At 59.4% G+C, this 26702-nt stretch carries 25 protein-coding genes; 7 read left to right on the top strand and 18 right to left on the bottom strand.

The genetic code is table 11. From position 1 onward, the window contains the following. Positions 1-61: 61 nt before the first annotated feature. The 13 genes from ACI0FG_RS04640 to ACI0FG_RS04580 all read right to left on the bottom strand — a co-directional run bounded on the left by ACI0FG_RS04640 (position 62) and on the right by ACI0FG_RS04580 (position 11523). Positions 62-769, bottom strand: a complete 708-nt coding sequence (locus ACI0FG_RS04640) for an ABC transporter ATP-binding protein (RefSeq protein ID WP_419788356.1) — start codon at positions 767-769, stop codon at positions 62-64. 1 nt (position 770) lies between these two features. Beyond that, positions 771-1565: an ABC transporter ATP-binding protein gene (locus tag ACI0FG_RS04635; protein ID WP_419787389.1), complete on the bottom strand. Its 795-nt coding sequence runs from the start codon at positions 1563-1565 to the stop codon at positions 771-773. Next, positions 1558-2826 carry an ABC transporter permease subunit gene (locus ACI0FG_RS04630; protein WP_419788355.1) on the bottom strand — a complete coding sequence of 423 codons (1269 nt, stop codon included), beginning with the start codon at positions 2824-2826 and terminating at the stop codon, positions 1558-1560. The genes ACI0FG_RS04635 and ACI0FG_RS04630 overlap by 8 nt, the downstream gene beginning before the upstream one ends. 89 nt (positions 2827-2915) lie before the next feature. Next, on the bottom strand, positions 2916-3818 hold the full coding sequence (locus tag ACI0FG_RS04625; protein WP_419787388.1) for a branched-chain amino acid ABC transporter permease: 903 nt from the start codon (positions 3816-3818) through the stop codon (positions 2916-2918). An 83-nt stretch (positions 3819-3901) separates the two neighbouring features. After that, positions 3902-5017 (bottom strand): branched-chain amino acid ABC transporter substrate-binding protein, encoded by a 1116-nt coding sequence (locus tag ACI0FG_RS04620; protein WP_419787387.1) that lies wholly within the window; start codon positions 5015-5017, stop codon positions 3902-3904. Positions 5018-5209: 192 nt separating this feature from the next. Next, the gene (locus tag ACI0FG_RS04615; protein WP_419787386.1) at positions 5210-5803 is read right to left on the bottom strand and encodes a tetratricopeptide repeat protein; all 594 of its coding nucleotides are present in this window, start codon (positions 5801-5803) and stop codon (positions 5210-5212) included. After that, positions 5793-5939, bottom strand: a complete 147-nt coding sequence (locus ACI0FG_RS04610) for a CcmD family protein (RefSeq protein WP_419787385.1) — start codon at positions 5937-5939, stop codon at positions 5793-5795. Before ACI0FG_RS04610 ends, ACI0FG_RS04615 begins: the two co-directional genes overlap by 11 nt. 25 nt (positions 5940-5964) lie before the next feature. Beyond that, the gene (locus tag ACI0FG_RS04605) at positions 5965-6624 is read right to left on the bottom strand and encodes a cytochrome c biogenesis protein (protein ID WP_419787384.1); all 660 of its coding nucleotides are present in this window, start codon (positions 6622-6624) and stop codon (positions 5965-5967) included. Positions 6625-6626: 2 nt separating this feature from the next. Then, positions 6627-7304, bottom strand: coding sequence for a heme exporter protein CcmB (locus tag ACI0FG_RS04600; RefSeq protein WP_419787383.1), 678 nt, complete (start codon positions 7302-7304; stop codon positions 6627-6629). Then, entirely contained in the window at positions 7298-7969 is a 672-nt protein-coding gene (ccmA, locus tag ACI0FG_RS04595) for a heme ABC exporter ATP-binding protein CcmA (RefSeq protein ID WP_419787382.1), read from the bottom strand. The genes ACI0FG_RS04600 and ccmA overlap by 7 nt, the downstream gene beginning before the upstream one ends. Then, positions 7970-9865 (bottom strand): heme lyase CcmF/NrfE family subunit, encoded by a 1896-nt coding sequence (locus tag ACI0FG_RS04590; RefSeq protein ID WP_419787381.1) that lies wholly within the window; start codon positions 9863-9865, stop codon positions 7970-7972. It lies immediately after the preceding gene. 130 nt (positions 9866-9995) lie between these two features. Next, positions 9996-10439, bottom strand: a complete 444-nt coding sequence (locus tag ACI0FG_RS04585; protein ID WP_419787380.1) for a cytochrome c maturation protein CcmE — start codon at positions 10437-10439, stop codon at positions 9996-9998. Positions 10440-10458: 19 nt separating this feature from the next. Then, the gene (locus ACI0FG_RS04580) at positions 10459-11523 is read right to left on the bottom strand and encodes a hemolysin family protein (RefSeq protein ID WP_419787379.1); all 1065 of its coding nucleotides are present in this window, start codon (positions 11521-11523) and stop codon (positions 10459-10461) included. Between the two features lie 126 nt (positions 11524-11649). Between ACI0FG_RS04580 and ACI0FG_RS04575 the strand changes: the two genes are divergently transcribed. Continuing rightward, positions 11650-12669 (top strand): glycosyltransferase family 9 protein, encoded by a 1020-nt coding sequence (locus tag ACI0FG_RS04575; protein WP_419788354.1) that lies wholly within the window; start codon positions 11650-11652, stop codon positions 12667-12669. 59 nt (positions 12670-12728) lie between these two features. Here ACI0FG_RS04575 and ACI0FG_RS04570 read toward each other — a convergent pair whose 3' ends face one another. From ACI0FG_RS04570 to ACI0FG_RS04555, 4 genes are all read right to left on the bottom strand, one after another. Next, entirely contained in the window at positions 12729-13070 is a 342-nt protein-coding gene (locus tag ACI0FG_RS04570) for an autotransporter outer membrane beta-barrel domain-containing protein (RefSeq protein ID WP_419787378.1), read from the bottom strand. Between the two features lie 303 nt (positions 13071-13373). Continuing rightward, entirely contained in the window at positions 13374-14030 is a 657-nt protein-coding gene (gene nadD / locus ACI0FG_RS04565; RefSeq protein WP_419787377.1) for a nicotinate (nicotinamide) nucleotide adenylyltransferase, read from the bottom strand. A gap of 88 nt (positions 14031-14118) precedes the next feature. After that, on the bottom strand, positions 14119-15459 hold the full coding sequence (locus tag ACI0FG_RS04560) for a dihydrolipoyl dehydrogenase family protein (protein WP_419787376.1): 1341 nt from the start codon (positions 15457-15459) through the stop codon (positions 14119-14121). A 924-nt stretch (positions 15460-16383) separates the two neighbouring features. Next, complete coding sequence (locus ACI0FG_RS04555) at positions 16384-17643, bottom strand: glutamate-5-semialdehyde dehydrogenase (protein ID WP_419787375.1); 1260 nt, start codon at positions 17641-17643, stop codon at positions 16384-16386. A 324-nt stretch (positions 17644-17967) separates the two neighbouring features. Between ACI0FG_RS04555 and ACI0FG_RS04550 the strand changes: the two genes are divergently transcribed. The 5 genes from ACI0FG_RS04550 to ACI0FG_RS04530 are packed head-to-tail and all read left to right on the top strand — an operon-like array spanning position 17968 to position 24330. After that, positions 17968-18621, top strand: coding sequence for a transcriptional regulator (locus ACI0FG_RS04550; RefSeq protein ID WP_419787374.1), 654 nt, complete (start codon positions 17968-17970; stop codon positions 18619-18621). Between the two features lie 21 nt (positions 18622-18642). After that, positions 18643-20478: an indolepyruvate ferredoxin oxidoreductase subunit alpha gene (gene iorA / locus ACI0FG_RS04545; RefSeq protein WP_419787373.1), complete on the top strand. Its 1836-nt coding sequence runs from the start codon at positions 18643-18645 to the stop codon at positions 20476-20478. Next, positions 20479-21075, top strand: a complete 597-nt coding sequence (locus ACI0FG_RS04540) for an indolepyruvate oxidoreductase subunit beta (protein ID WP_419787372.1) — start codon at positions 20479-20481, stop codon at positions 21073-21075. 12 nt (positions 21076-21087) lie between these two features. Further along, complete coding sequence (locus ACI0FG_RS04535) at positions 21088-22665, top strand: sigma-54-dependent Fis family transcriptional regulator (protein WP_419787371.1); 1578 nt, start codon at positions 21088-21090, stop codon at positions 22663-22665. Between the two features lie 48 nt (positions 22666-22713). Then, entirely contained in the window at positions 22714-24330 is a 1617-nt protein-coding gene (locus tag ACI0FG_RS04530; protein ID WP_419787370.1) for a glycosyltransferase family 2 protein, read from the top strand. A 137-nt stretch (positions 24331-24467) separates the two neighbouring features. Here ACI0FG_RS04530 and ACI0FG_RS04525 read toward each other — a convergent pair whose 3' ends face one another. Then, on the bottom strand, positions 24468-25385 hold the full coding sequence (locus ACI0FG_RS04525; protein ID WP_419787369.1) for a Gfo/Idh/MocA family oxidoreductase: 918 nt from the start codon (positions 25383-25385) through the stop codon (positions 24468-24470). Between the two features lie 89 nt (positions 25386-25474). On the opposite strand from ACI0FG_RS04525, the gene lpxB reads away from it, so the two are divergent. Continuing rightward, the gene (gene lpxB, locus ACI0FG_RS04520) at positions 25475-26677 is read left to right on the top strand and encodes a lipid-A-disaccharide synthase (protein ID WP_419787368.1); all 1203 of its coding nucleotides are present in this window, start codon (positions 25475-25477) and stop codon (positions 26675-26677) included. The last annotated feature ends 25 nt before the right edge of the window (positions 26678-26702 follow it).

Genomic DNA, 26702 nt, shown 5'->3' with positions numbered 1-26702 from the left:
AGTTAAAAGGTATCTTATAAGAGCGAAGCCGGACGTTACCGTCCGGCTTCGGGGTTTTCCATTATAGACCCAGGTAGGCCCTTTTCACCGATTCATCCGCGAGCAACTTGTCGCAGGTGTCCGTGAGCACGATCCTTCCGTTTTCCATTACGTATCCTCGGTGGCCTATTTTCAACGCCAGGTTGGCGTTTTGTTCCACCAGGAAGATCGTTGTGCCGCTTTCCCGGTTGATCTTCTGGACAATCTCGAAGATCTGGCGGACGACCAAAGGTGCCAGCCCCATGGACGGTTCGTCAAGAAGCAAAAGACGTGGCCGTGCCATCAGTGCTCTGGCGATCGCGAGCATCTGCTGCTCGCCGCCGGAGAGGTTGCCGCCCGGCTGTCGACGGCGCCTGGCAAGGATGGGAAAAAGCTCAAAGCAGTACTCGATGTCCCGCTTGATTCCGTCCTTGTCGTTTCGCATGAATGCGCCCATATCGAGATTCTCGCCCACGGTCAACTCCGGAAAGATCAATCTGCCCTCGGGAACCTGGCAGATTCCCTTGGCAACGATCTTGTTCGGGGCTTCCTTGGTGATGTTGTCTCCCTGGTAAACAACCTTGCCATGCCTTGCCTGGACCACACCGCACACGGTCATCAGCGTGGTGGACTTACCGGCACCGTTGGCACCGATCAGCGTAATTATCTCACCCGTATCAATATACAGGTTGACGTCATACAGGGCCTGGATATTGCCATAAAAGCTGTTGACGTTCTCAAGCTCCAAAATCCTAGTCATCGTGCTCCTCCCCGAGGTAGGCCTTGATGACCTCCGGATTTTCAGCAATCTCCTGCGGCGTTCCATCGGCGATCATCCGGCCATAGTCAAGAACATAGATACGGTCGGAAACGGACATGACCATCTTCATGTCGTGCTCGATGAGCATGACCGAGATGCCGAACTGCTCGCGGATATCGAGAATCAGCCGTTCCAGTTCCTTCGTCTCCTGGGGATTCATACCAGCGGCAGGCTCGTCGAGCAGCAGCAAGAACGGATCGGTGGCCAGGGCGCGGGCGATCTCCAGCCGACGCTGCTTGCCGTATGGGATGTTGGAGCCGAGCTCGTTGGCCATATCCTCCAGCCCTACCAGACAGAGCAAATCATAACTTTTCTGGATCACGGACTGTTCTTCCGCACGGGTGGCCTTGTTGCGGGAAATGGCACCCCACACCGAGGACTTCGTCCGGCAATGCGTGCCGATCATGACGTTTTCCAGGGCGGTCATGGATGGGAAGAGACGGATATTCTGGAAGGTGCGGGCCATACCCAGCTCAGTGACGACATTGGGCTTTTTGCCATTGATGCGCCGGGTCGAACCGGAAGCTTTCGGGTCGATAAGGACATCGCCGGAGGTGGGCACATAGATGCCGGTGATGCAGTTGAAGAAGGTGGTCTTCCCTGCGCCGTTGGGCCCGATGAGAGCCACGATTTCCTTGTCGCCCACCACGAGATCGACTTCATCCAGGGCACGGATGCCCCCGAAGTCCTTGCTCACGGAGTTGACGTTGAGAACTGGATTATTCATTGGCTGCACCCGCAGATTTCACTTCGTATTTGTAGATCTTGCGCTTGGCCCGGATCAATCCCTGGGGACGGAAGACCATGACCATGACCATGATGGAGCCGAACAGGAGCATCCGGAATTGTGCGAAGTCGCGCAGGTACTCCGGGACCAGGATCAGGATCACCGCGCCCGCGATGACGCCGCGGATGGAGCCCATGCCGCCGATAACCACGATGGACAGGATGATCGCCGACTCCCAGAAGGTGAAGGAAGCCGGGTTGATGAAGGTGGTCTTGGCCGCAAAAACGACACCGGCCATACCGGCCCAGGTGGCACCCAGGGCAAAGGCCATCAGCTTGGTCTTCACCTTGTCGATGCCCATGGCCTGGCAGGCGATCTCATCCTCGCGCAGAGCCAGCCAGGCTCGGCCGATGCGGGAATTCTGCAGCCGGTTGACGCAGAAGATGGTCAGGATCAGCAAACCGATGATGATGTAATACATGTATTGGGTGGAAGCGATGATTCCCAGCTTAACGCCGAACAGGGACGGCCGGTCGATGTTGGAAATACCGGAGGGCCCCATGGTGACATCACCCCAGTTTTCCAGAACCAGCCTGATAATCTCTCCGAACCCCAATGTAACGATAGCCAAATAGTCGCCCTTGAGCCGCAGCACAGGGAAACCGAGAAGCAGGCCGAGCAGTGCGCCGAGCAGTGCGCCAATCGGAAGCATGGCCCAGAACCCGATGCCCCAGTGCATGTTGCACAGGGCATAGGCATAGGCGCCGACCCCGTAGAAGGCCACGTACCCGAGGTCGAGCAGACCGGCCAGACCGACCACGATGTTCAGCCCAAGTCCGAGTACAATGTACACCAGACATGAGATCATAATGTTGGTCTGATAGAGATTCAGCAGCTGGAACTTGGTGCCGAAAATGTGCAGTTTCAGCGGTCCGGCGGCAGCAATGACGGCAATGATGACCAGCAGAACGATCTTGGCCGTCATGTTGTTCTGGACGCGGGTCAGCAGCGATTCGGCCTTTGATTCGCTTTGGCTGTCATCCTTACGCAGTTCCTTGCGCGCCAGCAGCCAGCGCCAGATGAAGGAGCCGAAAAAGACGCCCACGGCCACGTAGCCCATCCGCGGCCAGTGCCAGACTACTGTATGTTCGATTGTATTGACCCGGATGACCATGATCGGAAACGTCAGGAAGACGAACCAGATCGCAGCCAGGAACGACCGCCGCACCGCCTGGGGGAAGCTGTCGCATCCGGCGGTCAGCAGCAGGCTGAGGAAGCTTTGATGTGTATCGTTGGTTGCGTTGCTCACGTCATATTCCTTGCAGGGCAACGGGGATTAACCCGGCCCGATTACACCTTTTGAATCTTGTCCTTGCCCATAATACCGGCAGGCCGGAAGATCAGGATAAGCACCAGCAGACAGAATGCGAACACGTCCTCGTAGTCCGAGGAAACGTAGCCGGTGGCATAGGCTTCGGTCAGCCCCAGCACCAGCCCACCGAGCATGGCTCCGGGAATGGAACCAATGCCGCCGAGAACGGCTGCGGTGAAGGCTTTGATGCCCGCGATGAAACCGATGTAGTAGTTGATCTGTCCGATGTGCGACGCGATGAGCACACCGCCGACCGCCGCCAGGCTGGAGCCGATGACGAAGGTGGCGGAGATGACCATGTCCACGTTGATGCCCACCAGCATGGCCATCTTGCGATTCTGCGCGGTGGCACGCATGGCCTTGCCCAGGCGGGTGAATTTGATGAACAGGGTCAATCCGACGCACACAAGAATGGTGGCAACGACAATGACCATTTCCGAGGAACTGATCATGGAGCCGAACCGCTTCATGAACCCGAATTGGGGAATGAGTTCCGGGAAAGGCAGAAAGTCGGACGTCTGCGAAAGCATGACGTAGTTCTGCAGGAAGATGGACATGCCGATGGCGGAGATGAGGGGAGAAAGACGCTGCGCGCCGCGAAGCGGCTTATAGGCGACCTTTTCAATGGTGTATCCGTAGGCCGCAGCCCAGATAACCGCACAGACCAGCGCAATGGCCAGAATGGAAATCCCCGGGAACCCCAGCATGGTAAGCAATCCTGCCACGATGAGGCCGGTAAAGGCCCCGATCATGTAGATTTCACCATGCGCAAAATTGATAAGCTCGATAATGCCGTAGACCATGGTATAGCCCAGGGCAATGAGCGCGTAGATGCTGCCTCGGGTCAGACCGCCGAAGAACAGCTCAAAGAAGTATTCCATGAGTAGTTTGTCCCATTCATTAAATAACGCCAGGGGACAGACTATGGCCTGTCCCCTGGTAAAATCCATTCATAGGGCAGAAACTACTGCACCTGTACGTACTTGCCGTCTTTCACCTGGTACATGGAGAAGCCGACGCCTTCGGCATCACCCTTGGCGTCAAACTTGATCTTGCCGACAGGAGTGTCGACAAAACTGGTACGCAGGGCATTGGTAACAGCTTCATAATCGGTGGAACCGGCGACCTTGACGGCGTTCAGCAAAGCCAGAGCTGCGGAATACGCCTCGGGGAAGAACGCGCCAGGATCGGTGCCGTACTTGGCCTTGTGGGCGGCAACGGCTTCTACGAACAGGGGATTCTTGGAAAAGTCCTTGGGACCGGAGGCGTAGACGCCTTCGGCATACTGACCGGCGACCTTGATGAAGGTGTCGTCCTTTACGCCGTCATCGGACAGGAACGGGATGTCCACGCCCTTCTTGCGCATACCGGAGACGATCTTGGAAGCCTCAGGATGGTAGCCGCCGAAGATAACGCCATCGGCACCGGTGGACTTGATCTTCTGGACAACGGCGGAATAGTCCACCGCGCCGGGGGTCACACCCTCGAAGAGCACGACATTCATGGAAGGATCGGCTTCCAGGAACTGCTTAGCAAAAGAGGCGAAGCCCTTGCCGTAGTCACCCTTGTCGTGAATGACGGCCAGATTCTTCAGGCCCAGCTTCTTGGCATAGGCAACATCCAGGGAAGCCTGGGCGTCGTCGGAAGAAATGGTGCGGAAAAAGTTGGGGTACTCGCCGGACTGAGTCAGCGGCGGGTTGGTGGCGGAAGGAGACATGACTACCATCTCGCCGTCCAGATAGATGGGCAAAGCAGCCTTGGTGGCGCCGGAGCAGATGTGGCCGAGGACGATCTTCACGCCGTCGGAGAGCAGCTTGGTGGCAGCGTTGGTGGCCAACTCGGGCTTGCACTGGTCGTCTTCGGCAACTATCTCAACGGTCATGCCGTTGATGCCACCGGCAGCGTTGATCTTTTCGGCAACGAGTTCGGCTGCGTTGACGCTGGGCAGGCCGTAGGAGGCCAGATCACCGGAATGGGCACCGGCAACGCCGAGCAGCAGTTTACCACCGGCCATTGCGGACGGTGCGAGCATGGCAACCAAGGCGGCCGCGATCAAAATGCGTTTGACGATCTCTCTCATAATTCCTCTCCTGAAAGTATGGTAACAAGTTTCCTACAGAAACGATCAACCACTATTGCGGATTAACGTCTCTCCGACTCCCATCTCCCCATGGGATTCGAAGCGAAGTACCTATTGTATTTATTCTTTCATTCTTGTCAATATGTTAAGCACTACTACATTTGCTTATAATCGACTGATTTTATTTGAATTCTACTTTGCCAGCTCTTCCCTGGCCATCTTGACCATCTCCGGATCATTCTTTTCCAGCTCAATGACCTTCTCGAAATATGTTCGGGCAACATCCAGTTTCTTGAAATAATATTTGTTGATTACCCCAAGATTAAACATAGCCAATGTATCATTCGGTTTGATGCGCAGGATATCCTGATAGGAGGCGTCCGCCTTTTCGAATTCCTTCTTGTTGAAGTAGGCGATGCCGATGGCCTTGAGCACGCCATCGTTATCCGGCTGGAGCTTGTGGGCGTGCTCGAGAGGAATAAGCGCGCGGTCCCAGGCCCGCATCATCAGAAAGGCGTTCCCGAGGCCGATCAACGCTTCCATGTCGTCGGGGTTGGAATCCACCTTCGCCATATATTCCTTCACCTTGGCCATGGGGCCGGAAGGCGTGTCCTCCCCCATGCCGGGGGGCATACCGCCCTCCCGCGTGGGCTGGTGCTGCACCTGCACGAAAAGATTCGGATGATTCATGCGGTAGACGAAGCTGGTCACGAAGATGACAGCGGCGGACAAGACCACCACAAGGATTACGGCCTTGCGGCCGAAGGTTACGGTGCTAAGCGTCATGGTCGTCTCCCAGCAGATTTATCTGTTGTTCGCGGCGGCGTAGCCGGGCCTCACCCTTGGCCAAAAAAACGAGATACCCGGCCAGACCGAGCCAGACGGCGGCATTGGCCATAATGATATATGTGGATGCAGACATGGTTATCCTTGCTTCGCTTCGTTGATTATTCGTCCCAAACCAGGCGGGCTTCCAGCTCCGCCTTGCGCCGCAGCTGGCGAATCCGTCCCATGAGCATACCCGCCCAGACAAAACCAAAGGCTATCAGCCCGGTAAAAACGGTATGCCACATGCGTAGTTCCATGCCGGAACTCTTCCGTGCCAGCCCGTCCGGGTGCGCCGACCCCCACAACTTGGCCGCAAAAAAGACCAAAGGGACATCCAGAAAGGCGACGATGCCCAGCACGGCGCAGACCAGCGCCTTTCGATCACGCCCCATGGGGGTGGAGCGCAGCACCAGATAGCCCGCATAGACATACCACATGATCAGGGCCGTAGTCAGTTTGGGGTCCCACAGCCACCAGTGGCCCCACTCCGCCCTGGCCCATACCGAACCCGTCATGAGCGCCAGCGAGGCGAAAAGCACACCGAGTTCGGCTGCGGCTCCGGCCACCCGGTCCCAGGTATCGTTGCGCCCAAAGAGAAAAAGGATGGACGCTACGAAAACCACGAAGAAACTCACCAGTGCCCACCAGGAACACGGAAGGTGCATGTAGAAAATTTTCTGCACCGGGCCGGACTGTGCTATCGGCGCGTAATACCAGATCATGTACTGGTGGACAGCCAGGGCCAGGACCGCAGGAATGGCCAGCAACTTTGCCTTCATAACTACTCTTCCCCACTATAAACGAACGGAAACAGAAAGATTCCCGCGCCTGCGAACAGGCAATCAAAAGCGAAGATCAACCCGAGCCAGTTGGCATACTCGCCGGGTGCCTCCACGGAAAAACAGAAACCAAACAAGGTGATGCCTGCCAGCAACACCGGCAGCAGCAGCGGAAAAACAATGACGGAGAGCAGCGACTCGCGCGCGGCCTGCCCTTGCGAGAGCGCACCGAGCAACGCGCCGATGACCACCAGCCCGATATCCGCACCGATCAGCGTGACGATGAGCAGCCATGCCGGACCGGCCACCGACTGCCCGAGAAAGGCCACCGTTGCCGGGAAAAACACCAGCTGGGAGACAAGAAGGAGCGCTAGCCCAGCCGTTCCCTTGCCGATCCAGACACAGTGGACGGGCGCCGGGGAGGAGAGGATGCCGATGCGCGCACCGTTCATCTCCTCTATGGCGAAAAGGTCGTTGAAAACCAGGACAAGACCGAAGGACGAAGCCAGCCAGAAAATGGCTCCGGCAGCCTGGCCGGATATCTGACCGCCCAGCGGACGGGAAAGCGAAAAAAGAAAGATGAGCAACAGACCGAGCAAAACAGCCTGCACCAATCCCTGCCCGCCCGAAACGGACAGGCGAAGATCCTTGGCGGCAATGGCGGCGGCACGCTTCAGCATGTCCCCTCCTCTGCCAGCCCTTGCAGGAACTCGGCTGATGGCCCGAAGAATTCCACCCGCTGTCCTCCCAGGGCCAGGACCTTGTCGGCCAGCGCCGCATCCTCGGCCACATGGTGGCTGATCCATACTACGCCGGTGCCCCGCTCGCGGAATCCTACAATCTCTCTACGCAGCATCGCCAGGGAATGTGGGTCCAGCCCGGTGCCCGGCTCGTCCAGAAAAATAAGATCCGGCTCAACGAGATAGATACGGGCAAGATTCAACCGCTGGGCCATGCCCCGCGAAAACGAACCGGCGTTCTCCTCCGCCGCCTTTTCCAGACCGACACGGGCGAGCAATGCCGAAATCTCGTCGGCGGACGGGGAAAGTCCATACATTGTCGCCCAGAAGCGCAGGTTGGCCCTGGCTGAAAGCCCGGGATAAATGAAGGTGGCGTGACCAAGATACGCGGAGCGCTCCGGCTCGACCAGGAGCTGCACTTCACCGGCCGAGGGCTTGGAAAGCCCGGCCATGATGCGCATCAGGGTGGATTTACCCGCACCGTTGTGTCCGGCTACCAACAGGATCTCGCCGGGAGCGACGGAACAGGAAACCTCTTTGAATACGAGCTTGGAGCCGTAGAACTTGGCCGCCCGCTTCACCGTAAGAAGCGCGTCCTCCGCCATCTACTTTTCCTCTCCGGGGCGGCGCATCCGGGTCAGGGCGAGGAACGGCATCAGGCACATGAGGGTGCCGCCGATCCACAGCCAGTTGACCAGCGGATTGATGCTGACCTTGAAGCTGCCCCGGTCGTCCTCGGTAAACCCGAGCAACGTGGCGTAGACCTCGTTGCCAAGGCTGAAGATGGTGGAAACCTCGGAGAACTGCTGCCGCTCGAAGTTGCGGTAAATGCGCTTGTCCGGCTGCATCATGCCGACCAGCTTGCCGTCCTTCTCCACGCGGAGGGTGGCAGTGGCCCGCGCCCGCAGTTCGGGCGTGGTGTCGTCATGACGATCTACATAGGTGATTTCGTAACCGCCCACTTCCGCTGTCTGCCCCCGACCGAGGACGATCTCATTTTCGATTTTGTATGGCCCCGAGAAGGCGATGCCGAGGGCAAGGAGCGCCAGACCGAGGTGGATGCCGTACACGCCCCAGCTATGGCGCGTTTTGCGCAAGGGTGGAAACAGAACAAAAAGCATTACGATGCTCGCCATGGCAGCAATGGCAGCGGCTGCGCCCAGTGCGGCAACCGGTTTGGTTATGCCGGTAGCAAAAAGGACGACAAAACTGACCACCAGCACACCGGCCACGGCAAAGAAACCACGACGGTCGCGCAGGCCGCCCTTCCACCCCAGCCAGGGACAGAAGGCGAAGATCAGCACCAGCACGCTCATGAACGGCAGACAGACCCGATTGTAAAAATGCGCGTCGAGCCCCATGGGATGGCTGGTCCAGAGCTTACTGATAACCGGCCACATGGTGCCCAGCGTCACCACCACACCGAGGGCGAGCAAAAACCAGGCGGTAATGACCAGCATCCCCTGGCGGCTCAGGAACTCGGACAGGGAACGGTGCGTGTGGCGCTCGCTCAGGAACGGAACAAAGATTGTGAGCGCGAGGATGACCATTTGCCCCAGGAAGAGCGGCTGGCTGACCCCGGACTCACCGAAGGTGTGCAGGGAATCAATGACGCCGGACCGGGTCAGATAGGTGGAAAAGACACAGAGCAGGAAGGTCAGTCCCATCAAGAATACATTGGTCCGTTGCAGGGCATTGCGCCGGGCCTCGATGATGGAGGTATGGAGCACCGCAGTCCCGGCGAACCAGGGGATCAGCGATGCATTCTCCACCGGGTCCCAGGCCCAGTAGCCGCCCCAGCCGAGTTCCATGTAGGACCACCAGCAGCCGAGCACGATGCCTGCGGTGAGGAATATCCAGGAAATCAGGTTCCAGTTGCGGCAGGCCTTGACCCAGGATTTCGTTTCCCCGGCTATGGACGCGGCCAAGGCGCAGGCAGCCGGGATGGCATATCCGGCAAAGCCCAGGAACAGCAACGGCGGATGAAAGATCATGCCCGGATTGCGCAGCAGCGGGTTGAGCCCCCGACCGTCACTCGGCGGCGGAATCATCTCGATGAAAGGGTTGCTCCAGCAGGTGAGCATGAGCAGGAAAAAGCCCTGCGTAACCAGGAAGAACATCCAGAAATACAGCTTGGTCCGCTCCGAGAACACCTTGTAGCTCGGCGTGAAGACGAAGATGACGCCGAACAGGGCCATGATCAGCTCCCAAAAGAGCAGCGACCCTTCGCGCCCGCCCCAGAAGGCGGTCAGCGTATAGACGAAATCCAGCGTGTTATCGACGTTGTCGTAGACATACTGAAAGGAATAGTCGCGTGAAACCAACGCCACAATCAAAATAAAGGAGGATAGAAACACTCCCCCGGCTCCGATGATCTGGCCACGCTCGACCAGCGGCAGCGAGCCGGTGCGGTCACTCCAGGCGGCAAGACCGGCCCAGCAGGCGAGAAAAAGGAAGGCCAACAGGGAAAACAGCAGTCCCACGTAACCTATCAAATGCATTCAAATCTCCTTGGCGAAGAAAAACGTCCGTTGGCGCGGGGCGATACCCCGCCATGCAGGTGTGCGTCCACGACGCGGATCATCCGAGGTACGCACGACCATGGACCGGGGCAACCATGTGAACGAAATTTCACATTGCGGCCTGTTGTTTGGTCTGATCCATTTCCCGGCTCTTTTCCTTATACTTCGACGGGCACTTGGTGACCAGTGTCCGGGCCTGGAAAACCTGACCGTCCGGCGCAAAACGCCCTTCCACGATGACCTCCACATTCTCCTTGAAGGTATCGGGCAACGCGCCCTTGAAGGCCACACGCAACTGTTTGTCGCCCTGCATCTTGTCGATCAGGTAGAACTTGGCACCGAGCTTGCCGTCCTTGATTTCCAGCTGGTCGGACGACACCTTGCCGAAAAGCCGCGCATTGCCCATGGTTTTGGGATCATGGGTCAGCGCCTCGGAAACGTTCAGGAAATAAACGGAGTCCTCGGTCAGACCGGAAAAGATGAGATAGCCGAGACCGCCCAGAAAAAGGACCAGGGCCACGGCATAGATAGCCTTGTTCTTACTTTTCGACATTCGTATTCCTTGGGCGCTGCTATTCGCCCGGTTTGGCTTCCTTGTCGACGGCAAGGTCGCGGATCAGCTCATCACGCTGCTGACGGGCCAGCTCGCGCATATCCGCCACCTGATCAGTCTCATCCACAATCTCGCTGCCCAGAATCTCTTCCAGGACATCCTCCAGGGTGACCACCCCGGCCACGCCGCCGTACTCGTCGAGCACCACGGCAAGGTGCATCCGGCTGCCCAAAAACTTGACCAGCACCTTGTCCAGCGTCACCGAAGCGATCACGAAACTCACCGGACGCATCAGGTCCGAAAGCTTGAGATCGTCCCGGTCGTCGGCCAGCGCCTCCAGCACCTCCCGGCGGTAGATTACACCCACGATATCCTCGGGGTCGTCGTCATACACCGGAATCCGACTGTGCGGCCAGCTCGGATGCTGCTCCCTCGCCTCGGCCACCGTCATGGAAGCAGGCAGGGAAAAAACCACCGTGCGCGGGGTCATAATTTCTTCAACCAGCTTGGAGTCCAACTGAAGGATGTTCCGTATAGACTGTTCCTCATACGGCTTGATGGACCCGGAGCGGCGGGTCAACGCCACGATGGCCCTGATATCATCTTCCGTGTGTTCCGGTCCCTTTCGTGCACCATGGTGCACAATCCGGGAGAGCACGCCCATCACCACGATGATGGGGCGAAAGATGAGAACCATGACCTTGAGCGGCCTGGCCAAAGGCGGCGCTATCTGCGTGTTGTAGACCACACCGATAGTCTTTGGCAGGATCTCGGTAAAAATGAGAATAATTACTGTAAAGCCCAAAGTAAAGAGCCAAAGCGTGTCCTGGCCGTATAGCTTGGCCCAGGCCCAGCCTGCCACGGCGGCCCCAGCTGTATGGGCGCACGTATTGAGCGTCAATATAGCTGTAATGGGCTCGTCCACATTGGAACGCAATGCCTGGAGAACCTTGGCCGATCTGCGGCCGGAAAGCAGGAGCTTCTCGATATCCGCCCAGCTCATGGAGTAAAGCGCGGCCTCCGCCACCGAACAGAACATGGAGACAAACACGGCCACGCTGACCGATAGGATGAGTTCAAACATCGTTGTTGTCGATTCCTCGCTCAGTCCGGTTCGCGCCGGAGTCTGATCCCGAATGATAGCAGATGGGAACAGGCCGTGCAACCACAAGCGCCTTGACTTCCACGGAGATTGGGGCGAGTGGGAGGCATGGTTTCCGGCAAGTCCCTTCCGGCGGTCGTCTACCGCCTCGGCCACCTGGGTGATGTCGCCCTGCTCACCGGCGTTCTCGACCACTGGCGGGAGGAACGCGGACTCTCTTTCGTGGTCGCCACGCGCTCGCCTAACTCGCCCCTGTTGGAACACCATCCCGCAGTGTCGGAAGTCATTGCCCTAGAGGATGCCGATCTCAAGGGCGGTGCCTGGTTTGCCAAATCCCGCGAGCTGGCAGCCCGCTTCAGGGGCCATCCGCTCATAGACCTGCACGACACCCTGCGCTCCCGCATCCTCTCTCTTGTCTGGAAGGGCAAAGTCAGCCGCTATCCCAAATTTTCCATCACGCGACGACTCTTTGCCAAGACCCGCTCCGCTCGTTTCCGGGCCACACTGGAAGCGCTCAATGTGCCCCAGCGCTACGCACTTGCCCTGGATGCCACGCCGCCCGACATGGCATCGGTTGCGCCCCGCCTGTTTTTCTCAACGGAAGAAATCGAGACAGCCCAAAAACGGCTGGCCCCGCTGACCAGAGAACGCCCGTTGGTGGCCCTGCACCCCTATGCCACGCATCCGGCCAAGGAGTGGCCGCGCGGCCACTGGCTGAACCTGACGGCCCTGCTGGCCAGCGAAGGATATGACTGGGTGGTGGTAGGGCGAGACAAGGCTCCCCTGCTGCCCGGTAACGATCGCGATCTGACCAACGGGACGAACCTGCGGGAGACCTGCGCCATACTAAGCCAAGCGGACCTGCTGGTCACTTCCGACTCCGGCCCCATGCATCTGGGCACAGGCGCCGGCACGCCGGTCATCGGCCTCTTCGGCCCCACGGCCAAGGCCTGGGGATTCTTTCCCTCCGGCCCGCAAGACACGGTGCTGGAGCTGGAAATGCCCTGCCGCCCCTGCTCCCTGCACGGCGGTCGCCCCTGCGAGAGCGGGCATCGCTGCATGGCGGCCATGGAGCCGGAAATGGTCATGCAGGCCGTGTGTGAAAAGCTCAGCCGCAACATTCGCTGACAAGTGCTCCGTTAAGACGGGCACGCCGCGACACGGAAATCAACGGCTGACGAACGACCTCAAAAATCCCAGGCCAACCCAGGTCCAGAAGTCCTAATTTTGGTCATAGGCATATTGCACTTCAATGCCGAAACGCGTCTGGTTGAGATACTCGGTTCTGGCGCTAAAATGGGCCGGAATGAGCCATCTGACTCCGTATAGCCATCTATGCGCAACTGCTGCCAATTGTATTGGGCAAACGGCTCGACCGTTATGTTCTCCGCAACAGGGAAGGCCCACCCAACGCGGCCAAACAGGCTGAGCGCCTGCGCATCGGTGCTGCCCTGCGATTGGGCGGAATCAGAGCCGGTCTGATAGCCGCGCTTCAGGTCCAGGTCGAAGAAATGCCACGAGGCACCCAATGAACATCGTCAACATTCGACGTATAACCATTTCTACCATCATAATAATTTTCAGGGAAAGTATGGACAAGAGACCGACACATCGTCCCTTCTATACGAATTATCAGCAATGAAGAGAAGGAAGCTTACAAAGCGATTCCTACAGATACATGCCACGCATTTATCGGAAAGCAATAGGTGAAAAACAAGATTGGGCTCCTCTGAAAGAGGAGCCCATGGGAAATAAGACATGGTGAGAATCAGCCCCCATAAAGGGGGGTGGCAGACTCACGAAACTTGTTTGAAACGACGTGCGAAGTTCTGCTAACTTCGCTTCCCCCAATACGCCTCCACGTCGGCGGCATTTTCCTCAAGATAGGCTTCCACGCCCGGAGGGACCAGGAACCGGAGGCTTCGCCCTTCAAGCCAGCGGCGGCGGATATGTCCGGCCTTTATATCCAAACGTGGGATGTCCAGAAGCCGCAGGGAATTGCCTTCCGGGAAAAACCAGATGCCATCACCGTCGGCCTCGGCATCGGGCCAATGGGATGTGATAAATTCGGAAACCCTTCCGGACGCTTCCCAACGGTTGACCACGGCCAAAGACGCCATGGCCGGAATCTCCAGGCCGCGCCGCCACTGATCCAACTCCAGGAACGTGGACGCACCGAGAACAAACCAGAATTCGGACTCCGGCTGCTCCGTGTGGTAGCAATGCAGGGTATCGCAGGTAAAGGACGGGCCGGGCCGTTCGCCTTCCAACGGGTTGGCTCCCAGACCGGGCACGCCCTCTATGGCACGCTCCACCAATGCCAGCCGGGTTTCGAACGGCAGGATATTGCTATCCGTCTTGTGCGGCGGCTGTTTGGCCGGGACCAGCTCCACCCGGTCCAGGCCGAGACGTTCGCGAACCTCGATGGCCACACGCAAATGGCCGATATGCACCGGATTGAAACTTCCGCCAAGTATGCCGATCTTCACCACAAGTCCCCTTGTCTGATTGGTAACATCGTTTTTCTTCCTATGGCACAGGTACGGCCCGCCGTCAAAATGGGACGTCTTTCTCCCATCAGATCATATACTTGAGGTAATATCCGCACGTAGGATAGGCCCAGACCGTATCGCGCAGGCCGGAAAGGGGGATGTTCTGCCGGATCGCCAGCCCGAAGAGATTGATTATCTCCTCTGCGCAATGCCCCAGAATATGTGCGCCAAGCACCCGGTCGTTGGCCTCGTCCAACAGGATGCGGGCCCGGCCATGAGTCTCCTTGAGGCGCTTCCAGGGAAAGGACTCGGCGAGGTCCGTTTCCTTCACGGTAAACTCCAGTCCCTGCTCACGGGCCTCCTCTTCCAGAAGCCCCACCGACGCCAGAGGCGGCAAAGTAAAACAGGCACTCGGGATACCGGTATAATTCACCTCTTCCGATCCTGGGTTCATGATGTTGGCCGCAGCCACCTTGCCCTGAATGGTCGATACCGGAGTCAGCGCCGCGCCCTGGTCCGCCGCATCGCCCACGGCATAGATGGCGGGATTGGAGACCGACCGCATACGGCTGTCCACCTTGATTCCACGCTTGTCCGCCACGACTCCCGCCTTGTCGATATCCAGCCCGTCCAATGCCGCGCGGCGCCCCGTGCAGTTGAAGACCATATCGGCCTCCACGACATCGGCACCGTCCTCTCCGCAATAGACCCGATACCCCTCGCCAGCCCGTTCCACATGGTGCACCGGGCTCTCCATGCGAACCTCAATGCCCGCCACGCGGGAAGCATCGACCAGCTCAGCCGTCAGCTTGGCGTCGAAATGACGCAGCACTCTGTCCGAACGGTTGAGCAGAACGACCTCGGCTCCGGCTTGGCAGGCAATGTGGGCAAACTCGAATGCGATATAGCCGCCGCCGATAAAAACCACACGTTTCGGCATTTCCGGCAAATTGAGAAAGTCGTCGCTGATAGGCAGTCCCTTGCATCCCGGCGCCTTCATTTCGGCCGGGACCTGCCCAACACAAATACATATATTATCGGCCCGCAGCGTCTCGCCATTGACCTCCACCCGGTCCGGTCCGACAAACCGGGCCGCACCCAGCCGGACATCAATGCCCATTTTTGCATACGCCTGTCGCGCCCGTTCCGGCACCGGGTCTACAAAGGACTGCTTGAACCGCATCAGGGCAGGCCAATCAACATCCGGTTTGGAGACAATGCCGTCCCCAACCATAAGTCCGGCCGAATGGACGGCTTCCGCCCCGGCCATCAGGACCTTCTTGGGGTTACATCCCCGTAGCGGACAGGCCCCGCCATACGCCTCGCGTTCGATAATGGCCACTCTGTGCCCGGCCTTTGCCAAAGGTTCCGCCACCGCGCCACCGGCAGGGCCGCCGCCAAGTATTATCGCATCGAATTCTTTCATCGTATCCTCCGCGTTGCTGAGGTTTCGCGTTAAACTTAACGCAAAACAGGAATGGTTGTCAGCATGAAAGGGGGAAAAGTAGATGATGTGGTCATCACCTACTTTTGTTGGCGGATGACAAAAGATTAAAACACAAGAAAAAAGGCAAATAGCAAAAGAGAAAGGCAAAAGGCAGGAGGAATTTAAGGGAGCCGCCTCCGGCGGGATTCATATCAGAGGGTTTCGCACCCTAAAGGTGCGACTTACTTTTGGACCGGAGCGCCCAAAAGTAAGCAAAAAGCGCTCTTGGGGTGCCACGCCCCATCGCCCCGGTGACGGGCAAGAATCTGATCCAAACGGCCTGCGCTCCCGCGACCCGAGGCGGGAAGCAGAAACCGCCGGACCGCGAAGATTCGCTCCGGCCGTTTGGTCAGCTTCTAAGCCCCGTCCCCGCAGGGCTTCTTCGAAGTAACTTGGTTATTCGTCGCTACGGCAAGCAGGAACCTGAACATCCGCAAAAGAAAGTCCTGAAGAAAAGACTTCCGGTCCCCAAATAACATCCGGCTAATTCGGACGAGACCAGCCCTGTGTTTCGGCGGTTAGCAGCCGACCAGCGGGTAAGGCGGCTCTCGTAAGCCACCCGGACGGACGGCGGTAGCCTCAATCTGTTCGCGGAGAAACGGAACTATACTTTTCCTGAGATGGAGCCGTCCCGCTTGGATCGGATGCTTCCGGCGAAACACGCAGGCGGCCAAGTTACCCGCAAGGGCCTTTTTCGTTCTTTTTGGCCCAGCAAAAAGAACCGCCGCCCGCGCAGGGCATTTGGAGGGCTTTTGAAGCCGCAGGCTTCAAACCCGGCTCTCCTTCTTCCTTCATTAAATAAAAAGGCCGCCAATCAGGCGGCCTTTCATTCATTTCATTCCAAAAGAGAACCCGGCCGAAGGCCTACTCTCGCACTTGTCCCTCGCCAAGCAACACGAACTTCGCGCTGGTCAACTCTTTGATCCCCATGGGACCATACGCATGCAGCTTCGAGGTGGAGATGCCAATCTCGGCACCCAGACCGAGCTGCGCGCCGTCATTGAACCGCGTAGTCGCGTTTGCCACGACCAGGGAAGCGTCCACCTCTCGGATAAACCTCATGCAGTGCTGATAATCCTCGCTGAGAATAGCCTCGGTGTGGTTGGAGCCATGCTCCGCGATGAAGTCGAGCGCCTCGTCCATGGAATCCACAACCTTGACGGCCATGACCAGATCAAGAAACTCGTAACCCCAATCACCGGGGACGGCGGCTTCGGCCGCATTCCCCAGCAGCGGCAGCGCACGGCGACAGGCCTTGAAGCGAACGCCCTTGGGTTCCAGAGCGGCCGCGACCTTGGACAGCAGCACCTCGGCCACGTCCGCATGTACCAGCAGACACTCCATGGCGTTGCAACCGCTGGGATACTGCGTCTTGGCGTTGTCGATGATGGGCACGGCCCTGGTGATGTCGCAGGAGGCGTCCGCATAGATGTGGCAGACACCCTTGAAATGTTTGAGCACGGGCATGGTGGCCTGCTCGGTGACGGCACGGATCAACCCCTCGCCGCCGCGCGGAATGACCACGTCGATGTAGTCACTGAGCTTCAGCATCTCGGTCACGGCGGCACGGTCCGTGGTGGGCGGCACTTGAACGGCATCCGCAGGCAGACCGGCCTTGTCCAGAGCGCGATGCATCAGGTCGGCCAGACAACGGTTGGAGTGGAAGGCCTCGGAGCCGCCGCGCAGAATGACCGCGTTCCCGGCCTTGAGGCAGAGAATACCGGCATCCACCGTGGCATTGGGGCGGGACTCGTAGATCATGGCAACCACACCGAGAGGAACGCGCATACGACCGACCATCATACCGTTCGGACGCTTGGTCATGGATTCGATCTCGCCAACCGGGTCGGCCATGGCCGCCACTTCGCGACATCCCTTCACCATGTTGCCCAGAACTTTTTCCGTTATGGTCAAACGTTGCACACGGGCCTTGTCCAATCCCCGCTCTTCGGCGGCATCGAGGTCAAGGCGATTGGCCTCGGCAATGGCTTGGGACTCGGCCTCCAGCAGATCGGCCAGCGTCAGCAGGGCGTCCGCCTTGGCCTTGCCCGAGGCGGATGCCAGCTTTCTGGCAGCTTTCCGGGCACGCTTGCCCATATCCACCATCTGTTCCCGCAAGTCCATGTCCGCTCCTTATCGTTCATCGGCGCGACGCCGAATTTTGTTCATTTTCGTAGAGGGAAGAGCTAACCCGCGCCGGGGCCAAAAGTCAAACCGCTAAATGGCGCAGATTTGACCGCAAAACACCACTTCCGGAGAATTTACCCATTTTGTCATTTAATCAAAATACCCCTATAAACAAAGGGCGGTTTTGTTTAAATGGACTTGGCCGGGCAAATTAGCCTTTGACCTTTTTTACAATTTTGCTTATCAAGCGCTTTGCGTTGTCGGGGAACGGTTTGCCGTCTCCCGGAAAGTGACACATCCTTATGGAGGACTCGACTACCAATGGCCCAAGACAAGTCAACTGAAACGACCCCGCTCGTGGACTTCGAATCTCACGTCCCCGATTCCATGCACCCTGCCCTTGAAAAGGCCTACAGATACCGGAAGGCCATTGCCTCTGGTGTCGGAGCCGTTCTCGCCTGCGCCGTGATTATCGCGGGGTGGAACGTTTATAGCCAGCGCACGGAAGCCAAGGCCCAAGCCGCACTGGGAACCATTCTCCTTGAAAAGACCGGCCAGGACAAGATCACCGCACTGGAAGGACTGACCGGATCGGTCCCGTCCTCGGTGAAGCCCGCCCTGCTGCTCGAACTTTCCGAGGCCTGCATGGATGCCGGAGACTACACCAAGGCCGCCGGTTACTGGAATGACCTCGCCGGCTATACCGAAGACGACCTCAACATCGTTGCCCGCCTGGGACAGGCCAAGAGCCTGGTTCTGGCAGGCAAGCCCGCCGAGGCCGTGACCATCCTCACCGACCTCCAGGGTACCGTGGACGACGAATACACAGTTCCGGTGAATCGCCAGCTGGCCATAGCCGCGGAAGCCGCAGGCAACAAGGCTACCGCTCTGACGGCCTACAAGGCCCTGGCTGAAAAGCAGATCACCGACAAGCCGTTCGTCGACTACAAAATCGCTCAATTGGAAGCCAAATAAGGCACGTTTAGGAGTTTCATCATGGCAAATCCCCTGCTGGCGGACACACCTGGCGCCACCCATCTCCTCCTCGGTAACGAAGCCATCGTGCGAGGTTGCGTGGAAGCGGGCATCCAGGTCGTCACCTGCTACCCCGGCACTCCCTCTTCCGAAGTGCCCGACACGTTCTACAAGATTTCGCCCGAAGGGAAGTACTACTTCGAGTATTCCGTTAATGAAAAGGTCGCCCTGGAAGTCGCCGCAGGCGCTACCATGGGCGGCGCAAAGGCCCTGGTGACCATGAAGCACGTCGGTGTCAATGTGGCGGCCGACCCGCTCATGACCCTGTGCTACACCGGCGCGCCCGGCGGTCTGGTTCTGCTTTCCGCCGACGATCCCGGCTGCCACTCCAGCCAGAATGAGCAGGACAACCGCATTTACGCCCGTCTGGGCGGTATGCCCGTCCTGGAGCCTGCCACCGCCCAGGAGGCCAAGGACATGGCCCGCGACGGCGTGCTGCTTTCCAAGAAGCACGGCGCACCGCTGTTGCTGCGCACCACAACGAGGGTCAACCACCTGCGCGGACCTGTCGAGTTCGGCCCCGCGCCCGATCCGGGCAAGCCTGATGGCTTTATCCGCAACCCTTCCAAGCTGGTGCCCATCCCGGCCTTCTCCCGCCCCATGCACCTGTCGCTCCTCGACAGGCTGGAGGCCCTGCGCGAAGAGGCCGAGCACTCGCCCTACAACACCATCTCCGGCGAGGGCAAACTCGGCATCGTCTGTTCCGGCATCAGCCGGGCCTATGTCTCCGACGCCCTGGCCGCTTCCGGTCTGGCCGACAAATGTTCGGTCCTGGAACTCGGCTTCTCCCACCCCCTGCCCGAAAACCTCTGCCTCGACTTCATGAAGAGCGTGGACGAGGTCATGGTGGTCGAGGAACTGGAGCCGGTCCTGGAGAACGACCTGCGCGTCCTGGCCCAGAAGAACAAGCTTTCCGTCGAGATCTACGGCAAGGACATCCTGCCCCGCTACGGCGAGTTCAACGTCACCATGGTGGAGAACGCCATTCGCGCCCGCCTGGGCGTGGCCGAGACTCCGGCCAGCGACTTTGAGGGCGCGGAGCTGCCCGGCCGTCCGCCGAACCTCTGCGCGGGCTGTCCGCACCGCGGCACCTACTATGCCGCGCGCAAGGTATTTGGCGACGACGCCATCTACTCGTCCGACATCGGCTGCTACACCCTGGGCATTCTGCCGCCGCTCCAGGCCGCCGACTTCCTGGTGTGCATGGGCTCGTCCGTGTCCGCAGGCAGCGGCATGGCCAAGGCCACCGGCAAGACCGTGCTCGCCTTCATCGGCGATTCCACGTTCTTCCACTCCGGCCTGACCGGCGTTGCCAACGCGGTCTTCAACAAGCACAACCTGCTGCTCGTTGTTCTGGACAACCGGACAACGGCCATGACCGGTCATCAGCCCAACCCGGGCGTGGACAAAACCGTCATCGGCGAGAACGACAATCCGCTCTCCATTGAGGCCGCCATCCGTGGCCTGGGCGTCAACGATATCCGCACGGTCAACCCCTTCAACCAGAAGAAGACCGTCGAAGCCTTCGAGGAATTGAAGGAACTCTCCGGCGTGCGCGTGCTCATCGCCAAGGAGCCGTGTCCGCTCTACGCTCGCCGCGTGTACAAGAAGGTCGCCCCGCAGATCGCCTACGTGGCGGATTCCTGCACCGGACGGCACGACTGTCTGGAGAAGCTTGCCTGCCCCGCCATGTACAGGGACGGCGACAAGGCCGCGATCAACCCGATCCTGTGCAACGGCTGTATGCTCTGCCTACAGGTCTGCGGCCACATCAAAGCCAAGAAGAGGGGCAACTAAATGAGCGACATCACCCCTATCAAGATATTCATGACTGGCGTGGGCGGACAGGGCACCCTGACCGCCACCACCCTGCTTGCCAAGACCGTTCTGTCCCAGGGCATTCCCGTGACCTCCGGCGAGATTCACGGCATGGCCCAACGCGGCGGCGTGGTCGAGTCCACCGTGCTCATCGGGTGCAAGTCGCCCAAGATCGGGCATGGCGAGGCGGACATCCTCCTCGGCTTCGAGCCCATGGAGACCTTGCGTGCCCTGCCCTACCTCAAGGAAGGAGGCCTGGTCCTCTCCGCTACCGAGTTCATGCCGCCGCTTGCCGTGGCCATGGGCAAGCAAAGCTGTCCGACCATCGACGAAGTGAAGGCCCGCGTGGCCGAACATACGTCCGAGGCCTTCTTCATGGATAGCCAGACCATCGGCATGGAAGCCGGTGCCGTCCAGTCAGGCAATGTGGCCCTGCTGGCCGCACTGTGCGCCTCCGGCAAGCTGCCCTTCGGCCCCGAGGCCCTGGAAGCAGCCATCAAGGAAAACCTCCCGGCCAAGATTCAGCCCGTCAACCTCAAAGCTCTGGAGCTGGGCGTCAAAGCGCTCACCTCCTAATACAAGAAGAATATGGTATCGAACAACCAGGACGCGTCCGATCTCAGTTACCTGGTCACATTAAAGACCGTTCAGAAGACCCTCAAGCGGGATATCCCGCTTGAGGAGTCCCTCAATGCCCTGCTCCGCATCCTGGCCAAGGATATGGAATACGTCCGGGCATTCATGGTCATCATGGACCCCAAGACCGAGAACCTGAAGCTCTCACTGACCTACTCTCCGGCCCAGTCCGAAGACATCACCTACGCGCCCGGCCGAGGCATCATCGGCCGCGTGTTCGATTCCGGTCAGTCAATCTCCGTGACCCGGATGTCCGACGACCCGGAATTCCTGAACAAAGCATTCGGACGCAGTGAGGAGGAGCTGAGAAAACTCGGCTTCATCTGCGTACCGGTCATCAACCGCGGGGCCGAGGAAGAAGAAGTCATCGGCGCGCTGTCCGTGGACGTCCCACTCATTCCGGCGGACGACATGGCCGCGCACTGCCAGTTTCTCGAAGTCGTGGCAGGCATCATCGCCGGGCACGTCGCCCAGTTGCAGGAAGAGATGGCCACCCAGAATCACCTGCTGTCCCAAGGACTCATCGGCACCGGCGACGTTACGCCGCCTCAGGACTTCGTTGCCGCCTCAAAGGCCATGCGTCTTGTGTTGCGGCAGTCCCGTCAGGTGGCTCCCAGCCGGGCAACGGCCCTGCTGCGCGGCGAATCCGGCACCGGTAAGGAACTGCTGGCCGAGGCCATTCACCAGGCCAGCCCCCGTGCGGACAAGCCGCTCATCAAGCTCAACTGCGCGGCCCTGCCGAGCGAGTTGATCGAGTCTGAACTCTTCGGCCACCAGAAAGGTGCCTTCACCGGCGCGTTCCAGACCAAACGCGGCCTCTTCGAGGTGGCGGACCAGGGCACCCTGTTCCTCGATGAAATCGGCGAACTCTCCATGGATGCCCAGGCAAAGGTGCTGCGCGCCATACAGGAGAAGGAAATCCAGCGCGTTGGCAGCGAACAGACCATCACCGTTGATGTCCGCCTCATCTGCGCCACCCACCAGCCCCTGGAAGAACTGCTGGAAAAGAACAAGTTCCGCGAAGACCTCTATTACCGCATCAACGTCTTCCCCATCTTCATTCCGCCCCTCAAGGAGCGGCGTGAGGACATCCTGCCCTTGGCCGAGCACTTTCTCCAAGATTTCTCGGACGAGTACGGCAAGGAAGTAAAACGTATCTCCACCCCGGCCATCGAACTGCTTGTCATGTACCACTGGCCAGGAAACGTGCGTGAACTGAAGAACTGCATGGAACGCGCGGTGCTGCTGTGCGAGGAAGCGGTTATCCGCACCTATCACCTGCCGCCCACCCTCCAGTCGGCCGAAAGCTCGGCCACCGGCACCAACCTCTCCTTTGGCGAGGCCGTGGCCAAATTCGAGCAGGAGCTGCTGGTGGATTCACTCAAGAAGACCGGCGGCAACATGCTTCAGTCCGCCAGGGACCTGCGCGTCTCCTACCGCATCGTCAACTACAAGGTGAAGAAGTACAACATTGATGTGAAGAAGTTCTCGCAGACACGCAAGAAACCGAAAAAGAAACTCGAAAATTAGCCAAAGGGCGGGGTCTGCAAACCCCGCCTTTTTTGTTAGGGTCGGACCATGAACAACGCCTCGCTCCTCGCAGCCCGCATCCTTTCACTGGTACGTGACGCGGGTTATCTGCCTCCCGACCACGCCGTTTCCGTTGCCGGAAACCTGCTTGAGGCCCGGCCTATGACGGACGCCTTTGCCCTGCTGGCCCCAGCCTTGATCCGCCATGCTGCGCTCTTCGATCCCTTTGATCGCGACAAACTGCGGCTGGCCCGTGACGTGAACGAGCGCGTTCCCCATCCCCCCTTTTCCGCCTGGCTAGAAACCGCCGACCGCCTGACCGCTCAAGACCCGCTGCCGGAGAATCTGCCGCAGCCCACTCCCGGCGCGGACAGCCCCAAGGCGTTCGTCGCCTACATGCGGGCCCAACCGGCCAACCAACACCGTTTTCCGGTGCTCCTGCATCTGTGGCAATCCGGCGCTCGCGAACCGCTTGTCGCGGCGATCCGCATAATGGCCGAGTCGCCGTCGGGCCTGTTGGCCGGTCCGCTCATGGCCTGGGGAGCCTACGCAGCAGGAGAGCCGCTCCTGGCCGAAATGCTCCTTGAGGAAGGCGTGGAAAACTTCATGGCCCACAATCTGCGGGCCCGCATGGCCCTGGACAAGGGGGACGGTACGGAAGCGCGCTCCCACATGGCCGCATCCCTTGCCGCCGAACCTTTCCAGCCATCCCTCATCGAGCAGATGGCCATACCGGATGTACCGTTGCCCCTGCCCGGCCCGGACACCGTCGTCTGCCTCTACACCTGGAACAAGCCGGATTTGCTGGCCACCACGCTGGAAAGTCTTGCCGGTACGGAGCTGGGAGAGGCCCGCGTCATCATCCTGAACAACGGAACAACGACGTGCCCGGCAGAGGAACTGGAAGCGCGCATACACAATGCAGCCCCATCCCTCTCCCCGCAATGGGTGCATCTGCCTGTCAATGTGGGCGCTCCCGCCGCACGCAACTGGCTGCTCGCGCTGGATGAAGTCCGCGCGGCCCGCTACGTGGCCTTTCTGGACGATGATGTGCTCCTGCCCCGCCAGTGGCTGGGCCGCTACCTCGCCACCCTCAAGCAATTCAATGCCGTGGCCGTGGGGCCCAAATGCGTCAACAGGGACGTGCGTACCCTGCAATACGTCTTCCGCCGCTTTCAGGAAGTGGGCGAGACCAAAATTCGCTTCACGCCCAACGCGCCCAATCTCATGGACATGGGCCAGTTTGACGGCGCGCGCCCCAGCCTGACGGTCATGGGCTGCTGCCATATGCTGGACCGCGAAAGGCTGGACCGCCTTGGCGTGCCCGGGTTCGACGTTCGCTTCTCACCATCGCAGGTGGACGACATCGAACACGACCTGCAAATCTGGAAGGCGGGCGGCCGGGTGATGTATGACGGCGCGGTGGAAGTGGTGCACATGCAGGACACAGGCAAGGGACGCACACGAGCCGCCGCAGGCCACGCCTTTGCCAACCACTCCAAGATGGAAAACAAATTCTCGGCCCAGGAATTGGAAGCCATGAACCAAGCCGAACGAACCGCCGAAGCCGCCAGCTTTAGCAAGGCCGTTACAAAAGTCCTCCCCCAACTCCACGGACCAGCCAAGACCTTCTGGACCATCATGGCCCACACACTAACTAAATAAATTCCCCTGCGCGAAGCGAACCAAAAAGTTTTGGAGATCCTCAAGAACCTTTCTCAAAAGGTTCTTAAGCCGCCGGAGGCATTAAAAAAGCCCCGTCTCGACCGAGACGGGACTTTTTTTCAATCTGTGCTCATCCGCTATTTCACGCATTCAAAAATACGGTCGAACACCTGGAGCACCTGGAGGCCGTCCTCGCCGGTGATGGGGACTTCGGTGTTGTTACGAACGGCTCCGAGGAACTGGGTCAGTTCCTCTTTGATGGTCTCTCGGGCCATGACGGGCCATTCGCGCACGGTGTAGGCATTGTCATCGGGAGCCGCCGAGTATTCGCAGATTTCCTGGGCCATGAGGTTGACGACGAACTGCTTTGATTTGCAGGTCGCGATGATGCTGCGCTCCCGATACGGGGTCACCCAGTTGGTGGTGATGTTCGCCAGCACGCCGTTTTCCATCTCGGCATTGATCAGAGCGCTGTCCTCATGCTCGCCCATGGTGGCGGAGCAGACGGCATACACGGACTTGATATCCGAGCCGGAGAGGAAACGAAGCAGGTCGATATCATGGGACCCGAGGTCCTTGATGACGCCCACGTCCTGGATGCGGGCCGGGTAAGGGCTCACGCGTTTGATCTGGATGGAGATGACATCGTCGCCCAGCAGTTCCTTGAGCCGGACGATGGCCGGATTGAACCGCTCCACGTGGCCGACCATGAGCTTGACGTCCTTATCGGCAGCCAGCTTGACCAGTTCCGCGCCTTGGGCGGAGGTGGCGGCCAAGGGTTTTTCGATGATGACGTTGACCTTTCCGTCGATGAGTTCCATCCCGGCTTCGTGGTGCAGGCTCGTCGGCACGCAGATGCTTACCGCATCCGGTTTTTGCGCCAGCAGTTCCTTCACCGTGGCAAAGGCGGGTACGCCAAACTGTTCCTCAACCTGCTTGCGGGCCTCGGCAACGACGTCCACGACGCCCACAACCTCTACCCCGTCCATCTCGGTATAGTTGCGCAGATGAATGCGCCCCATCTTGCCAAGACCGACCACTCCTACTTTCAACATATGTGCCTCCAGTGTGGCTCAGGTTCGTCTTTCGCGCCCGGTTCTACCCGCTCAAAGTCCGGTTGGCAACCTCGTTAGGCAGGAGCACCATGGACGCAGACACTCCCGACGGCAGGGGCAAAGGCTTGCCGAATCAGGCCAAAGCAGTTTACACCCTGCATATGAAGGAAAAACGTCCCATCTGGTTCAGCGTTGGCGAGGCCTCCGGCGACCTGCACGGAGCGGAGCTGATGAAACACCTGCGTGCCCTGGACCCGGAAGTCACCTTTACCGGCATGGGTGGTCCCGCCATGCGCGCTGAAGGGTTCGAGGAACGCCATGATATGCGCCTCATTTCCCTGGTTGGCGTCACGGAGATACTGGGAGGCCTGCCGCGCATCCTCAGGCTGCTGCGGACCATCAAGAAGGAACTCGCGGAAATCCGCCCCCGGGCCGTTGTTCTGGTGGACTGCCCGGAGTTCAACTTCCGCATTGCCAAGGCGGCAAAGAAACTTGGAATTCCGGTCTATTACTACATCAGTCCCCAGATATGGGCCTGGCGCTCGGGCCGGGTAAAATTTTTGCGCGAGCACGTCCGCCGCGTCATCTGCATCCTGCCCTTTGAAAAAGACTTTTACGCCAAGGCGGGCATGGACGTGGATTACGTCGGCCATCCGCTCATGGACGTGCTGCCGCTGGAGCGACTCGACATGCAGCCGGTGGACGACAACCTCATCGGCATCCTGCCCGGCAGCCGGTCCCGCGAGATATCCACCCTGCTGCCGCTCTTTGCCCAGACGGCAAAGTTGCTGCGCAAGCGCCACCCCGACCTGCGCTGTGTCATGGTCTGCGCCCCGGGACGTGACGTGGGAAAATTGGAAGCAATGTGGCCGGACGATGTACCTGTGGAATGCATCGAGCCGACCACCCGGTACGAGACCTTCCACGCCTGCAAGCTCATCCTGGCCGCATCCGGCACCGTCACGTTGGAAACCGCGCTCATCGGCACCCCGGCACTGGTGGCCTACAAGGTCTCCAAGCTTTCGGAGTTCATAGGGCGGCTGCTCATCAAGGTAAAATTCATCTCCCTGCCCAATCTCATTGCGGGACGGGAGGTCTATCCCGAATTCGTCCAGGAACGGGCGACTCCCGAAGTCCTGGCCGAAACCGCGGCCGCATGGCTCGACGATCCCGCGCGTGACAAGGCCATCCGAGGCGATCTGGCGGGACTGCGTTCCCAGGTGGGCGCTCCCGGAGCGGCGCGACGGGCAGCCTCCATCATCCTGGACGATCTGGCCCGGCTGGGAGCCTGATCCCTGCCGGCCGCCATCAGCAACA

The organism is Pseudodesulfovibrio sp. 7M6, assembly GCF_050058625.1.
Taxonomy (GTDB): domain Bacteria; phylum Desulfobacterota; class Desulfovibrionia; order Desulfovibrionales; family Desulfovibrionaceae; genus Pseudodesulfovibrio; species Pseudodesulfovibrio salinus.
This window is presented reverse-complemented; position numbering and strand designations above follow the sequence as displayed.

What these genes read in the sequence shown, in the direction of transcription:
- ACI0FG_RS04635 (WP_419787389.1), bottom strand. Translation starts at nt 1,565, where the DNA reads ATGAATAATCCAGTTCTCAACGTCAACTCCGTGAGCAAGGACTTCGGG.
- ACI0FG_RS04625 (WP_419787388.1), bottom strand. Translation starts at nt 3,818, where the DNA reads ATGGAATACTTCTTTGAGCTGTTCTTCGGCGGTCTGACCCGAGGCAGC.
- ACI0FG_RS04620 (WP_419787387.1), bottom strand. Translation starts at nt 5,017, where the DNA reads ATGAGAGAGATCGTCAAACGCATTTTGATCGCGGCCGCCTTGGTTGCC.
- ACI0FG_RS04615 (WP_419787386.1), bottom strand. Translation starts at nt 5,803, where the DNA reads ATGACGCTTAGCACCGTAACCTTCGGCCGCAAGGCCGTAATCCTTGTG.
- ACI0FG_RS04610 (WP_419787385.1), bottom strand. Translation starts at nt 5,939, where the DNA reads ATGTCTGCATCCACATATATCATTATGGCCAATGCCGCCGTCTGGCTC.
- ACI0FG_RS04605 (WP_419787384.1), bottom strand. Translation starts at nt 6,624, where the DNA reads ATGAAGGCAAAGTTGCTGGCCATTCCTGCGGTCCTGGCCCTGGCTGTC.
- ACI0FG_RS04600 (WP_419787383.1), bottom strand. Translation starts at nt 7,304, where the DNA reads ATGCTGAAGCGTGCCGCCGCCATTGCCGCCAAGGATCTTCGCCTGTCC.
- ccmA (WP_419787382.1), bottom strand. Translation starts at nt 7,969, where the DNA reads ATGGCGGAGGACGCGCTTCTTACGGTGAAGCGGGCGGCCAAGTTCTAC.
- ACI0FG_RS04590 (WP_419787381.1), bottom strand. Translation starts at nt 9,865, where the DNA reads ATGCATTTGATAGGTTACGTGGGACTGCTGTTTTCCCTGTTGGCCTTC.
- ACI0FG_RS04585 (WP_419787380.1), bottom strand. Translation starts at nt 10,439, where the DNA reads ATGTCGAAAAGTAAGAACAAGGCTATCTATGCCGTGGCCCTGGTCCTT.
- ACI0FG_RS04580 (WP_419787379.1), bottom strand. Translation starts at nt 11,523, where the DNA reads ATGTTTGAACTCATCCTATCGGTCAGCGTGGCCGTGTTTGTCTCCATG.
- ACI0FG_RS04575 (WP_419788354.1), top strand. Translation starts at nt 11,650, where the DNA reads ATGGTTTCCGGCAAGTCCCTTCCGGCGGTCGTCTACCGCCTCGGCCAC.
- ACI0FG_RS04560 (WP_419787376.1), bottom strand. Translation starts at nt 15,459, where the DNA reads ATGAAAGAATTCGATGCGATAATACTTGGCGGCGGCCCTGCCGGTGGC.
- ACI0FG_RS04555 (WP_419787375.1), bottom strand. Translation starts at nt 17,643, where the DNA reads ATGGACTTGCGGGAACAGATGGTGGATATGGGCAAGCGTGCCCGGAAA.
- ACI0FG_RS04550 (WP_419787374.1), top strand. Translation starts at nt 17,968, where the DNA reads ATGGCCCAAGACAAGTCAACTGAAACGACCCCGCTCGTGGACTTCGAA.
- iorA (WP_419787373.1), top strand. Translation starts at nt 18,643, where the DNA reads ATGGCAAATCCCCTGCTGGCGGACACACCTGGCGCCACCCATCTCCTC.
- ACI0FG_RS04540 (WP_419787372.1), top strand. Translation starts at nt 20,479, where the DNA reads ATGAGCGACATCACCCCTATCAAGATATTCATGACTGGCGTGGGCGGA.
- ACI0FG_RS04535 (WP_419787371.1), top strand. Translation starts at nt 21,088, where the DNA reads ATGGTATCGAACAACCAGGACGCGTCCGATCTCAGTTACCTGGTCACA.
- ACI0FG_RS04530 (WP_419787370.1), top strand. Translation starts at nt 22,714, where the DNA reads ATGAACAACGCCTCGCTCCTCGCAGCCCGCATCCTTTCACTGGTACGT.
- ACI0FG_RS04525 (WP_419787369.1), bottom strand. Translation starts at nt 25,385, where the DNA reads ATGTTGAAAGTAGGAGTGGTCGGTCTTGGCAAGATGGGGCGCATTCAT.
- lpxB (WP_419787368.1), top strand. Translation starts at nt 25,475, where the DNA reads ATGGACGCAGACACTCCCGACGGCAGGGGCAAAGGCTTGCCGAATCAG.